This window comes from Embleya sp. L77, from assembly GCF_055557415.1.
The window spans coordinates 4693783-4706682 of sequence record NZ_CM145709.1 but is presented as its reverse complement, the minus strand read 5'-3'; the positions used below and the strand labels follow the sequence as shown (position 1 = coordinate 4706682).

General features: G+C 70.5%; 13 protein-coding genes. 1 reads left to right on the top strand and 12 read right to left on the bottom strand.

The genetic code is table 11. The annotated features are described in order from the left end of the window. Positions 1–22 precede the first annotated feature (22 nt). The 3 genes from ACZOOI_RS20220 to ACZOOI_RS20210 form a co-directional block, all read right to left on the bottom strand. Positions 23–799, bottom strand: a complete 777-nt coding sequence (locus ACZOOI_RS20220) for a glucose 1-dehydrogenase (protein WP_465277165.1) — start codon at positions 797–799, stop codon at positions 23–25. A gap of 116 nt (positions 800–915) precedes the next feature. Further along, the gene (locus tag ACZOOI_RS20215) at positions 916–1671 is read right to left on the bottom strand and encodes a glucose 1-dehydrogenase (protein ID WP_391582878.1); all 756 of its coding nucleotides are present in this window, start codon (positions 1669–1671) and stop codon (positions 916–918) included. Between the two features lie 189 nt (positions 1672–1860). Next, entirely contained in the window at positions 1861–3000 is a 1140-nt protein-coding gene (locus ACZOOI_RS20210) for an LLM class flavin-dependent oxidoreductase (protein WP_355544145.1), read from the bottom strand. A gap of 118 nt (positions 3001–3118) precedes the next feature. Here ACZOOI_RS20210 and ACZOOI_RS20205 point away from each other — a divergent pair, with 118 nt between their 5' ends. Further along, positions 3119–3694 carry a helix-turn-helix transcriptional regulator gene (locus tag ACZOOI_RS20205; protein WP_465277164.1) on the top strand — a complete coding sequence of 192 codons (576 nt, stop codon included), beginning with the start codon at positions 3119–3121 and terminating at the stop codon, positions 3692–3694. A gap of 129 nt (positions 3695–3823) precedes the next feature. On the opposite strand, the gene ACZOOI_RS20200 is transcribed toward ACZOOI_RS20205, so the two are convergent. The 9 genes from ACZOOI_RS20200 to ACZOOI_RS20160 all read right to left on the bottom strand — a co-directional run bounded on the left by ACZOOI_RS20200 (position 3824) and on the right by ACZOOI_RS20160 (position 12637). Beyond that, positions 3824–4465 (bottom strand): histidine phosphatase family protein, encoded by a 642-nt coding sequence (locus ACZOOI_RS20200; protein WP_465281246.1) that lies wholly within the window; start codon positions 4463–4465, stop codon positions 3824–3826. After that, positions 4462–4875: a ribosome silencing factor gene (rsfS, locus tag ACZOOI_RS20195; protein WP_465277163.1), complete on the bottom strand. Its 414-nt coding sequence runs from the start codon at positions 4873–4875 to the stop codon at positions 4462–4464. Before rsfS ends, ACZOOI_RS20200 begins: the two co-directional genes overlap by 4 nt. Positions 4876–5055: 180 nt before the next feature. Continuing rightward, positions 5056–7206, bottom strand: a complete 2151-nt coding sequence (locus tag ACZOOI_RS20190; RefSeq protein ID WP_465277162.1) for an LCP family protein — start codon at positions 7204–7206, stop codon at positions 5056–5058. Continuing rightward, positions 7203–7805, bottom strand: a complete 603-nt coding sequence (gene nadD, locus ACZOOI_RS20185) for a nicotinate-nucleotide adenylyltransferase (RefSeq protein WP_465277161.1) — start codon at positions 7803–7805, stop codon at positions 7203–7205. The genes ACZOOI_RS20190 and nadD overlap by 4 nt, the downstream gene beginning before the upstream one ends. 21 nt (positions 7806–7826) lie before the next feature. Next, on the bottom strand, positions 7827–8660 hold the full coding sequence (locus ACZOOI_RS20180; protein WP_465277160.1) for a carbohydrate ABC transporter permease: 834 nt from the start codon (positions 8658–8660) through the stop codon (positions 7827–7829). After that, positions 8657–9589, bottom strand: a complete 933-nt coding sequence (locus ACZOOI_RS20175) for a carbohydrate ABC transporter permease (protein WP_465277159.1) — start codon at positions 9587–9589, stop codon at positions 8657–8659. Before ACZOOI_RS20175 ends, ACZOOI_RS20180 begins: the two co-directional genes overlap by 4 nt. After that, positions 9586–10770 carry an extracellular solute-binding protein gene (locus ACZOOI_RS20170; protein ID WP_465277158.1) on the bottom strand — a complete coding sequence of 395 codons (1185 nt, stop codon included), beginning with the start codon at positions 10768–10770 and terminating at the stop codon, positions 9586–9588. The genes ACZOOI_RS20175 and ACZOOI_RS20170 overlap by 4 nt, the downstream gene beginning before the upstream one ends. A gap of 185 nt (positions 10771–10955) precedes the next feature. Next, a complete protein-coding gene (locus ACZOOI_RS20165; protein ID WP_465277157.1) occupies positions 10956–12347 on the bottom strand; it encodes a TerD family protein in 1392 nt (463 codons plus the stop codon). A gap of 140 nt (positions 12348–12487) precedes the next feature. Next, positions 12488–12637 (bottom strand): hypothetical protein, encoded by a 150-nt coding sequence (locus ACZOOI_RS20160; RefSeq protein WP_465277156.1) that lies wholly within the window; start codon positions 12635–12637, stop codon positions 12488–12490. Between the last annotated feature and the right edge of the window lie 263 nt (positions 12638–12900).

The window sequence follows — 12900 nt, the reverse complement described above, 5'->3', positions numbered from 1 at the left end:
CGACATCACGGCCGTCATCTCGTCAGCCGCCCATCACGTACTTCACCGTCGGCCCGGTGGTCCAGCCGCCGTCCACGGCCAACTCCGCGCCGGTCACGTAGGACGCGGCGTCGGAGAGCAGGAAGGCGACCGCCGAGCCGATCTCGCTCGGCTCGCCGACCCGGCCCATCGGGGTGTTCGGGTAGTTGCCCTCGCCGCGCAGGATGCCCACCGACGAGGTCATCGGCGTGTAGACCATGCCGGGGTGCACCGAGTTGACCCGGATCCCGGCCGTGCCCAGTTCGACCGCGGCGACCTTGCTCATCCCGCGCACCGCCCACTTGGACGCGCCGTAGGAGCCGGTCATCGCCAGGCCCATCAAGCCGGCCGCGGAGGAGATGTTGACGATCGAGCCGCCGCCGCCCGCCTTCAGGTGCGGGATGACCGCCTGCATGCCCAGCCAGACGCCGGTCAGGTTGGCCTTGATCACGAACTCGAAGTGTTCGAGCGTCTCGGTGTCGAACATGGCGCCGGTGGACACGCCCGCGTTGTTGACCAGCCCGTCGATCCGGCCGAACTCGGCGATCGTGAAGTCCACGACCGCCTTCCACTGCTCCTCGCTGGTCACGTCGTGCTTGTGGAAGCGCGCGTTCGCACCCAGTGCGGTGGCCGTGTCGGCGCCCTCGTCCAGCAGGTCGGAGATCACCACGCGCCCGCCGCCGGCGACGATCTGCTCGGCCGCGGCGGCGCCCAGCCCGCGGGCGCCGCCGGTGACGACGACGACCTTGTCGGTCAGATTGGGGCCCTGGAGTTCAGCCATGATGCGTTCCTTCGATCTGTGCCTGCCGACTTCTCGGCTCGCATTTGCATAGTACAACTAAGCAAATCCGACGTACGGACGAACGGTTGCCGAGTGGCCACCGCGTGCCGCGGCCGTTACCCCCGCACCGGCGGCACGATGCCCGCCATCGAGCCCCCGTCGATGACGAACTCGGTCCCGGTGATCCACGAGGATTCGTCCGACGCGAGGAAGACCACCAACTCGCCGATGTCCTCCGGCTCGCCGACCCGACGCAGCGGCACGGTCGGGAAGTTGCCCGCGCCGCGCGTGAAGCGGTTGCCGATCATCGGCGTGTCGACGGCGCCGGGATGCACCGAGTTGACCCGGATCCCGTACTCGCCCAGTTCCAGAGCGGCGGTCTTGGTCAGTCCGCGGATCGCCCACTTGGAGGACCCGTAGGCCGCATGCCCCGGGATGCCCTGGAGCCCCGCGAGCGAGGAGATGTTCACGATCGACCCGCCACCGTCGGCCCGCATCAGCGGGGCCACCGCCTGGATGCCGTGGAAGGTTCCGAACAGGTTGACCTTGAGAATGCGATCCAGTCCCTCGGGCGTTTCCTCCAGGATCGGCTTGGTCCACAGGATGCCCGCGTTGTTGACCAGGACGTGCACGCCGCCGAACTCGCGCACGGCGACCTCGACGACCGCCGCCCAGTCCGCCGCGTCCGAGACATCGTGCCGCACGAACCGCGCCGCGTCCCCGATCCCGGCGGCGACCGCGGTCCCCTCCTCCACCAGCAGATCGGTCACCACGACCTTCGCCCCGCGCGCGGCCAACAACCGCGCCTCGGCCTCCCCCTGCCCCCGCGCCGCCCCGGTGACGATCGCCACCTTGCCCCTCAGATCAGCCATGCGTACCGCCTCCGCAGGTTCCGTCCTCGACCCGACCACGACCGCGCCCGACAAGCGGCCCGGCCGGACCCGGTCCTCCGCACCGGATCCGACCGGGCCGGTCTCGTCCGGGACGACCACGGCGTGCGTACCACGTCCCGAACGAAGTCTCGATCCCCGTGCACCGGCCCACCCGGGCCGGCGCGCCCGTCAGGCCCCGTACTTGGCCCGGAAGTGCGGGATGACCTTCTCGCCCCAGATGCGGATCGTCTCCATGCAGTCCTCCTGCGGGATCGTGCCCATCTGGATCAGGCACATGATCTCGTCGGCGCCCGCGTCGATCAGCTTCTGCACATAGCCGATCGCGTCCTCGGCCGTGCCGTAGGCGTGGTTGATGTTGTACGTGGCGGTCGCGTTCACCGTGACCGGGATCTTCGCCTCGTGCAGCATGGCGACCTGCTGCTCGGCGGCCTCGTTGATGATCGCCACCTCGTCCCGACCCTCGACCACCGCCTCGTCCGGGATGCCGGACTTGCCGCCGGAGAACCAGTGCGCGATCGACTGCGCGAAGAAGCGCTGGCCGCGGGCACCCACTTGGCGGGCGCGGGCGCCGTCCTCGGAGACGATCGTCGGACACAGCGCGACCAGGTGGTCGTTGGTCACCGAGGACACGAACCGCTCGCCGGTGCGCTCCTTGATCGCGTCCCGATAGATCTGGTTGAGGTTGGCCACCTCCTCGGGACCGGCGAACCCGAGCACCAGCGCGCCGACGCCGTACTCCGCCGCCTCGACCAGGCTCGGCTGCTTGCTGCAGGCCAGGAACAGCGGCGGGTGCGGGGTCTGCACCGGGCGCGGCAGGATCGGGTGCGAGCCCTCGATGTCGAGCACGTCGCCGTGCCAGACCAGTTCGTCCTGCTGCCACGCGGCGCCGATGATCCGCAGCGCCTCCTCGACCTGGGCCTTGGTCTGCTCGATGTCCACCCCGCACAGCGAGGACTCCTGGAGCGTGCCGCCGCGGGCCGCGCCGACGTCGAGCCGGCCGCCGGAGAGCGTGTCGAGCATGCCGATCCGCTCGGCGACCCGGGCCGGGTGGTTGAAGTTGAACGGCATGCAGACCGCACCGTGCGCGATCCGGATCCGGCTGGTCCGCGCGGCCACCCAGGTCAGGAAGATCTCCGGGGCGCTCATGTGCGAGTACCACTTGGTCGAGTGGTGCTCGACCGCCCAGATCCGGTCGAAGCCCATCTGCTCGGCGTATACGGCCTGATCCACGGAGTTGAGGATGACCTCGCGCTCGTGCTCTGCCGTGGGGTTGGCCATCTGGGCTTCGAAGATCATCGAGAACTGCATGCCGTACTCCTGGTGCGCGAGGCGTGGAATACTTCAATTAGATATATGACGACCAGTCGGGTCAATAGCCGGCTGACGTAGAATCAGAAAAAGTTGACGCGTACCGATGGAGGCCACGATGACGGGGGATCCGCTCCCGAAACTGCCCGCAACCGCGTGGGCCGTACTCGGCCTCTTGTCGTTCCCGGGCGAGCGCTCCGGATACGACCTCAAGAAGTGGGCCGACGCGTCCCTGCGCTTCTTCTACTGGAGCCCGGCGCTGAGTCAGATCTACAGCGAGCTCAAGCGCCTGGAGCAGCTCGGCTTCGCCGTCTCACGCATCGCGTCCCAGGACGAACTGCGCAACAAGCGGCTGTACAGCATCACCGCGTCCGGCCAGGAGGCCCTGGCGGCCTGGACCCGGGAGACCCCGGCCGGACCGCCCGTGCTCAAGCACGGCGTCGCGCTGCGGGTCTGGCTCGGCCATCTCAGCGAGCCGGAGGAACTGCGCAAGACGCTGGTGGAGCACCGCGACTACGCGGCGGGCACGCTGGACGAGGTGCGCGCAAGCGAGGACTCGGCCCAGGACCGCTGGCCCTTCCCGGCCCTGGTGCTCAAGTGGAGCGAGCGCTACTGGCAGGCCGAACGCGATCTCGCCGACGGCATGCTCGCCGACCTGGAGGAGCTGTACCGCAAGCAGGCCGGGGAGGTCTGAGCACCCGCACCACCGGCGCCGGACGACGAAAACGATCCCGGAGTCGAGGGAAGCGGCCCCAGCGGGGCTCCCTCGACTCCGGGATCGTTTTCGTCTGCGACCGGATCGGTCGTCCTCGTCGCGGCCGGCTCAGACGTCGTCGCCGATGACCGGCTCGGGCAGGGTGCCGGCGTTGTGCTCCAGGAGCCGCCATCCGCGCGCCCCGGGGCCGAGCACCGACCAGCAGCAGTTGGACAGCGCGCCCAGCGCGCTCCAGGTCTCCCGGGGCAGGCCCAGCATCGCGCCGAGTCCGCAGCGAATCGCGCCGCCGTGCGAGACGACCACGAGCGTGCCGTCCTCCGGCAGCTTCTCCACCGCGAGCCCGATCGCCTCGGCCATCCGCTCGGCGACCTCGCTCTCCAACTCGCCGCCGCCGCGCCGCACCGGTTCACCGCGCCGCCAGGCGGCGAACTGCTCGGGGAAGGTCTCCTCGATCTCCCGGTTGGTCAGCCCCTGCCACTCCCCCGCGTACGTCTCGCGCAGCGCGGGATCCAGGGTGACCGGGACGTCGACCAGCCGGGCCAGTTCGGCCGCGGTGTCCACCGCGCGGGTCAGGTCGGACGCCACGATCGCGTCCGGACGCAGCGCCGCGAGCAGCCGGGCCGAGCGCCGGGCCTGGCCCAGCCCCTCGTCGGTCAGCGGGATGTCGGTCTGACCCTGGAAGCGCCGCTCGACGTTCCACGTGGTCTGGCCGTGCCGCCACAGCAGGACACGGCGCCCCTTCCCGCTCAGAGCGCGCCCTCCGCCGCCTCCGCAGCCTTGGCCTGCTCGTTGCCCAGCAGCACCGATTCGGGCAGCTCGATGCGCGGGCAGTCCTTCCACAGCTTCTCGAGCGAGTAGTAGGCCCGCTCCTCTGCGTGCTGGACGTGCACCACGATGTCGATGTAGTCGAGGAGGATCCAGCGCCCTTCGCGCTCACCCTCGCGACGGACCGGCTTGGCGCCGAGCCCGCGCAACGCTTCCTCGACCTCGTCCATGATCGCCTTGACCTGGCGGTCGTTGGACGCGGAGGCGAGCACGAACACGTCGGTGATCGTGACGACCTCGCTCACGTCGTAGGCGACGACGTCGGTGGCGAGCTTCTCTGCACATGCCACGGCAGCCGCGGTGGCGAGCTCCAGGGCGTGGGGGGTTGCGGTCACGATTCGCTTCCTGCGGACGACAAGGGGATTACCGTTCAGGGTCTCACACGCGGGGCGTGCGACGGCCACTCGTTATTCGCGCGGTCCACACCGACGCCCGTTCAACGGACCACGGTGTCCACCCGCCGCGGTGAAGTGCGGCCGACCCCGAACCGGTGTTCGGGGCCGGCCGCACCGGGGCTACGGCTTGTTCGGGGTGTAGTCCTGCCCGAGCGTGACCACCACGTCGGCGAGCATCTCGCCGGTGGCCTTCTTCACCGCGGTCGGTGGCAGGCGCAGGGTCAGCGCGACCTGATCCGCGTCGCCCTTGCGGGCGTCGTCGGCGTACTGCACGGTCGACGCCGGCTGGGTGCGCTTGCCCGCGGCACCACCCGGGACGTACGTGACGCCCGCGTTGAGCAGCCGCACGTTCGCGTCCTGCTGGGCGCCGACCTTTCCGCTCGCGTCCTCCACCATCACCCGGACCGGTCCTGCCGCGACCTTGCCCTGGCGTACCGTGCCGCCGAGCAGCTCGCGCACGATCGGCACCGCCGCCGGGCCGTCCAGGATGCCCTCCGGGGACACCGGGAGCGCCCGGACCTGCAATTGCTTCGCCTGGGTGGCCTTGGCCAGATTCGCCAGCAGCACGCTGAGCTTGTCGTCCGGCAACGAGGGGTCGGGCAGGTTGGCCATGTTGGCGAGCAGCGTCAGGATCGCGTCCGGCTGGGTCGGGAACGAGGCCAGCAGACCCTGGAGGACCCGGCCGAACCGGTCGCCGACCACCGCGGGCGCCTCGTTGGGCTGCTTGTAGGTGGCGAAGGCCAGCGCCGCGACGCCGTTCGCGGGATTGCGGCCCTGCCCGACCAGCACCTTGCCGTCCGGGCCCTTGACCTCGACGTCGGCGTTGAGCTGGATGCCGCCCGCCAGGTCGACCAGCCCCTGCAGGACCGGTTCGGAGATCACCCACGAGCCGTCCAGCTTGACGCCGAGCAGGTCGGAAAGCGCATCCCGGGACGCCCCCGGGCCCTCCTCGGCCATCAGCCGGCCGAGCGGGAACGAGTTGTTGTCGGAGTTGACGACCACGACCGAGGACACGCTGACCATGGACGCGGTGTTCTTCGCCGGGTCGACGGTGAGCAGCGCGTTGGCCGACGCCTGGCCGTCCTTGGCGCGCAGTTGCACCAGCACGCCGCCGTTCTTGCCGGGCGCGGCGACCGCCTTCTCGTCGCGGATCCAGGTGTCCCAGGCGAAGTAGCCGCCGACGCCGAGCAGGGCCACCGCGAGCACCACCGCGAGCGCGATCAGCCGCTGCCGGATCGCCCGGCGCTTCTCGTCCCGGCGCTCGGAACGGGTCTCGGCGAACGACAGCCAGTCGATCACGTCCTCGGCCTGCTCGCTCTCGTCGTCGACGAACGCGAACTCGTCCGAGCCGTAGCCGGGTCGGCCCGGCCGACCCGATCCCGGCCGCCGTGCCCTGGGCGCCGGCACCCGGCCGTCCTCGGCCGACGACCCGGACCTGCCGCCGCCGGACCCGGGTCCGGATCCGGACCCTGTCTCGACCGAATCCGGTGCAGAGGACGTCGGCGCCGAAGCCCCGGAGGCCCCGGCCGCCGCGGACCGCGAACGGTCGGACCGCGAACGGGTCGGGCCGGCCGGGCGAACCGGGATCGAGCCCGCCGCGATCCCGGTCGAGGCCGGATCCGCACCGGCCGCCGGCAGCGGCCCGGCGGGCGCCGGCCGACTCGCCGGCACCACCGGCACCACCGGCACCACCGGCGGCGCGGGCGGCGCGGGCGGCTGCTCGTAGGGGGCCGCGGGCTGCTGCGGTTCGTAATAGCCCTGGGCCGGCCCCGGGTACCCGGTCGCGCCCTGCTGCGGGTCCGGGTAGCCGCCCGCGCCACCCTGCTGCGGAAACTCCGGGGCGGCATAGGCCGTCGGGTCGTAGCCGCCCTGCCCGGCGCCGCCGTAGCCGTTCGGGTCGTACGTCCCGGCGCCCTGGTCGTACCCGTTCGGGTCGTAGCCGCCCGAGGGATGGGCCCCGGACCGATAGGCGTTCGGGTCGTACGCGTTCGGGTCGTAGCCGCCCTGGCCGTACGCGTTCGGGTCGTACGAGTACTGCTGCGGGGTGAAGCTCACCGGGTCGAGCCCGTCCGGCCCCGGCTGCCCGGGCTGCACCGGCTGCCCGTCGTACCCCGGGTAGCCGCCGTCCGGACCGTACGAGCCGTACCCGGGCTGCTGCCCCTGTGCCTGCGCGCCGTCGCCTCGCCCCGTGTCGTAAGGCTCCTGCGCCTGTCCGCCGTCCCCTCGCTCGGTGCCGTAAGGCTCCCACTCGCGCCGGTCGTCGTTGCTCACGAAGCTCCCCGGTACAGCCGCCGCTTGCTGATGTATTGGACGACCCCGTCCGGCACCAGGTACCAGACCGGATCACCCCCGGCCACCCTTGCACGGATGTCGGTCGACGAGATGGCCAGTGCGGGGACCTCCACCAGGCTCACGCCGCCGTCCGGGAAACCCGGGTCGGACAGAGTGTGCCCCGGACGGGTGCAACCCACGAAATGCGCCAGCTCGAACATCTCGTGCGCGTTGTGCCAGGAAAAGATCTGAGACAGCGCGTCGGCGCCGGTGATGAAGAATATTTCGGTCCCCTCGGGCGAGGACTCGCGCAGATCGCGCAGTGTGTCGAGGGTGTACGTCTCGCCCGCGCGGTCGATGTCCACCCGGCTCACCGAGAAGGTCGGGTTGGACGCGGTGGCGATCACCGTCATCAGGTAGCGGTCCTCGGGCGAGGACACGTCCTGTACGGACTTCTGCCACGGCCGCCCGGTCGGCACGAACACCACCTCGTCGAGCCCGAACTGGCCCGCCACCTCGCTCGCGGCGACGAGGTGTCCGTGGTGGATGGGATCGAAGGTGCCGCCCATGACACCGACACGTCTGTTCCGCTCGCTCATGGCGCGAGAATCTATCGGTCCCTACTCCTTGACCGCGCCCGAGGTGATGCCCGCGACGATCCGCTTCTGGAAAACCAGCACCAGGGCGACCACCGGAATGCTCACCACGACCGAGGCCGCGGCGATCGCGGCGGTGGGCTGCTGGAACTGCGAGGCACCGGTGAAGAAGGCCAGTGCGGCGGGCACCGTACGCGAGCTGTTGGTCGAGGTCAGCGACACCGAGAAGACGAAGTCGTTCCACGCGAAGAAGAACACCAGGATCGCGGTGGTCACCACGGCGGGCACCGCCATCGGCGCGATCACGTAGCGAAACGCCTGCCACGCGGACGCGCCGTCGATCCGCGCGGCGTCCTCCAGGGCCCACGGGATCTGCTTGAAGAACGAGGTCAGGGTCCAGATCGACAGCGGCATGGTGAAGGACAGATACGGCAGGATCAGCCCGATCCAGGTGTCGAACAGGCCGATGCGCCGCCACATGTCGAACAGCGGACCGACCACCGCGATGGTCGGGAACATCGCGATCGCCAGCGCGCCGAGCAGGATCAGCTTCTTGCCCGGGAACTCCATCCGCACGATGGCGTACGCGGTGCCGGTCGCGCAGGCGACCGCGATCACCGTGGCGATCACCGAGATGCCGATCGAGTTGCGCAGCGCGTCGGTGAACAGGTCGTTCTTGAAGACGGTTCGGTAGTTGTCCCAACTCCAGGTGCTGGGCAGGAACTTCGCGTTGTTGATGTCGTCGCCGCCCTTGAACGACAACGACACCATCCAGGCCAGCGGAAGCACCGTGATCGCGATCACCACGACGCTGACCAGGACACGGGCGCCCTCCCGGGCCGGGCTGGGCTGACTCACGCGGGACTCCCGAGCTTGCTCACGTCGGTACGGAAGAGCTTGATGAACAGGAACGCGATCAGCAGCACGCAGGCGAACAACAGCACCGAGATCGCCGAACCCAGACCCAGCGCGGTGCGGCTGACCAGTTGCCGGTAGGCCAGGAAGGACACCGTCTCGGTGTCGTTGGCGCCGCCGGTCATCACGAAGACCGAGTCGAAGATCCGGAACGCGTCCATCGTGCGAAACAGCAGCGCGACCAGGATGGCCTGCTTCATGATCGGCAGGGTGACCCGGGTGAGCCGCTGCCACGGGCCCGCGCCGTCCACCCGCGCCGCCTCGTGCACGTCCGGGGAGACCTGGATGAGCCCGCCGAGCAGCAGCAGCGACATGAACGGCGTGGTCTTCCAGATCTCCGAGAGGGCGATCACGAACAGCGCCGACCAGCGGTGGTCGAACCACGCGATGTCGGTGCCGAACCAGTCGTTGACGAACCCGGTGGACGGGTCGAACGCGTAGCGCCACGCGTAGGCGGAGACGACGGTGACGATGCCGTACGGGATCAGCACGATCGTGCGCAGGGTGCGGCGCAGGTACAACGCGCGCTGCATCAACTGGGCGAGCCCGAGGCCGATCACGAACTCCACCGACACGGTGGCCACGGTCAGCGCCAGCGTGGTCCACACGTCGGTCCACCACAGCGGGTCCTTGAGCACCACCCAGTAGTTGGACAGGCCCGCGAACGAGTTCGCATCCGGTGTGGTCAGCCGCTTGTGGAAGAGCGAGAGCCAACCCGCGTCCACCAGCGGCGCGATCGCGACCAGGATCATGATCGCCACGGCGGGCGCGGAGAGCAGCCACCCGGTACGCCGCATCCGCTGGGCGTGGTCGAGCTGCTTGCGGGGCTTCTTGTGCCGAGGCGCGGCGTCGGCCGTGGATACCGTGCTCACAGCAGCACCTTGTCGTGCAGGACCCCGGTGATCAGGTCGTCGGTCTCGCGCGGGGCGGTGTTCGGATCGACGTCCGCGGGCGGGTGGTACATGCGCTGTACGGACGCGGAGACGTCGTTGTAGTACGGGGTGCGCGGGCGCGGGCCGGCCTGGTCGAGCGATTCCTTGATCAGATCGGCCATCGGCAACGCCTCGCGCACTCGCGGATCGTCGTAGGCGGCGGCCTTGGCCGTGGTTTCCTTGGACTCCAGCATGTAGGTGATCTGGTTCTCCAGCGTGCCCGCGCAGCGCACCGCGCTCACCGCTGCCGCGCTGTGCCTGCCGTACTTGCTGACGCCCAGCGCGATGCCGCCGAAGGGCGGCTTGGAGGCCTTGCCGGCGTCGGTCTGCGGGTAGCGCGCCCAGCCGTAGTCGTCGAGCACCTCGCGCGCGAGTTGACCGTCGGCCACCGCCTCGACCGCGGCGCCGCGCGCGTACGTCCAGTTGACCATGAAGCCGCCGGAGCCGGACTGGAACGTGGTACGGGTGTCGTCCTCGATCGAGGTGGCCAGGTTGGGCGGCGCGGCGGACGAGCGGCCGAGTCGGCGCATGATCTCGGCGGCGCGCCTGCCCGAACCGCCCTCCTGGAGCGTGGCCTCGAGGTCGACGCCCTTCTCCACGTCCCGCACGATCGCACCGCCGGCGCCGGTGACCAAGCCGTTGACCCAGACGGTGATGCCCTCGTAGCGCTTGGCGGGCACCGCGAGGGTCTTGTGCGTCTTCTCGGCGGCGCTGATCACCTCGTCCCAGTCGACCGGCCGGCTCAGGTCGAGCCCGGCTGCCGCGGCCACCGACTTGCGGTACCACAGCAGTTGGGTGTTCGCCCGAAACGGCGCGGCGACCAGTCGATTGCGCCAGCCCGAGGACTCCACCGCGCTGCTCAGCATGCCCTCGGTGAGCGCCGCGGCCTCGGCCGGATCGAACGGGCGCAGGAAGCCCGCCTCGGCGAACTCCGGTACGAAGACCGGGTCGAGCGCCATCACGTCGATCGAGGAGTCCTTGGCGGCCAGGCGCCGCACCAACTGCTCACGCTGCCCGGACGCGTCGGTGGGCAGCACCGAGACCTTGACCCGATAGGCGCCGCCCGACGCCCGGCTGCACCGGTCCGCGAGCTTTTGGTAGGCCCCGTTGTCCGGTGGCACATACCAATTGAGCACCGGTGGGCCCGAACTGCCGCCTCCACACCCGACGACGGAGGCGACGAGTGCGAGCGCGACGGCCCAAAGCCCGCGACGACGCAGCATGTGGTTCACCGGGTCAGCAGATCAAGCAAACCGCCCTTGTCGCTCTATTTACCCCCAACGGTGGCGTGTCGATGCCGGTGGGCTCAGCCGCCGACGGGGGTCAGGGACCAGTCGCCGTCGGCTTCGAGTTCGATCAGGCACGGGCCCTTGGGCAGGATCGACTCGCCCTCGTAGTCGCCGATCGCGTTGGCCAGAGTGCCCAGGTAGGCGTCGTCCCCGCCGTGTTCGGCGAAGGTGCCGACGATGAAGTTGCTGACGCCCGCGTGGGTCATCGCGAGCACCGTGCGCGGGCCGGTCCAGCGCACCGTCTCCGGGCCGCTGCCGGTCAGCCGGTCGGTCAACACCCGGGCCGCCTCGGGAGCGAGCAGTCGCACGGTCCACTCGCCGTCGGCCTCGATCTTCAGCCGCGAGGTGTGGCCGCCGCGTTCGTCCACCAGGGCCCGGCCCCGGTAGGCGCCGATCGCGTTGGCCAGCAGCTTGTCCGTCTCCAGGTCGGCATCCAGCGTCCACACCACGAAGTTGTCGCTGCCGCGGGCTTCCAACTCGACCAGGAAGGGGCCGACTTCGACCGGACGGGTAATCGAGAGCACCCTGTCACCGCGACCGTCGTACACGGCGGCGGGAGCGGACGGCTCCTCGACGGCGGCGGGTACGGGCAACGGCTTTGGCTCCGGCTCCGGCTCCGGCTCCGGCTCCGGCTCCGGCTCGCGCGTCGGCTCCGAGTCGGACGTCGGTTCCCGGTCCGCCTCCGCACCCGATGCCGCTGATGCCGTCTCCGCGGCCGATTCCGCACCCGATGCCGTCTCCGGCACCGACTCCGACGGCGCGGCGGGCTCGGCGTCGCGCTCCGCGACGATCGGCGCGGCCGGCTCGGGGTTCGTCTCCGGCTCGGCATGCGTGGCCGTCGCGTCGGGACCGGCCACGTCCGGCCTCGCAATCGCCGGCGACGGGCGCACCGGCTCGGCGTCGGCCGGTATCGCCGCCACGATCAACGTCTGTTCGGGATCCCCGCCCAGGTCGCGTACGAGTTCCTCCACGCCCGCCTCGTAGCCCTGCCCGACCGCGCCGAACCGCCAGCCGTCCCGCCGATAGACCTCGGCCAGGATCAGCGCACGTTCTCGGGTCAGGTCCGCCACCGGCAGCACGAAGCGCCCGATCTCGCCGTCGGCGCCCGACAGGCGGATCAGCGACCCGGCGCCGAATCCGGGTGCCTGCGCGCCGATCGCGAACACCAGGCGGTCCACCGCGTCGTCCACGGCCGAAAGGTCCACATGGAACTCGGCCGTTCCGGCGCCGCCCGCCACCAGCGCGACCGCGCTCGTCAGCGACGCGGGCCGGGCAGTACAGACCACGTCCAGGTCCGCCGTGCCCAGGCTGAAGCAGTACGCGGCCAGGCCCTCGCCCGATACCTCGAACTCCACCCCGATGGCCGAATCGTCCAGCTTCGTCTTCTCGCCCATGGCGAATGTGCGCATCGCGTCCTCCCCCGGCCGCCCCTGATCTGGCGTCACCTTAACGCGCACGGCAAAGTGCGGGGACGGCACAGGACCGCCTCGGCCGGCAGGGGAAGGAATCGACGAACCGGACGCCCGCGCCCGGCCTCGGCACCGGGTGCTCAGCGGTCCTTGTTGTACCGCGTCACCACGAACAGCAGGATGAGGAGCACGGCCAGCGCACCGATGCCGGCGCCCAGCGGGTTCAGGTTGTCGTGCTTGCCGCTCTCGCCGGCCAGCGTGGTCAGGACGGTCGTCGCGTGCTGGGTCATCCGTGGTCAGCCCTTGCGTAGTTTTTGCCGACGTGTGCGCACGACATCGTACGGGCGCACCCAACGAATCGCGCGTCCAGGCCCCGCCCCCACCACGGCCGACCCGACCACGCCACCTCACCCACCCCGGCCGGCCGGCACCTCCGGCCCTCGCGCGCCCGACTCACCGCACCCCGACTGCCGCCCGACTCCCCGTGACTCGGATGGTCCGCGGTGCTGGGCCCTACTGTGGGAGGCACGTTGGTCGAGGCAAGGGGGCAGGG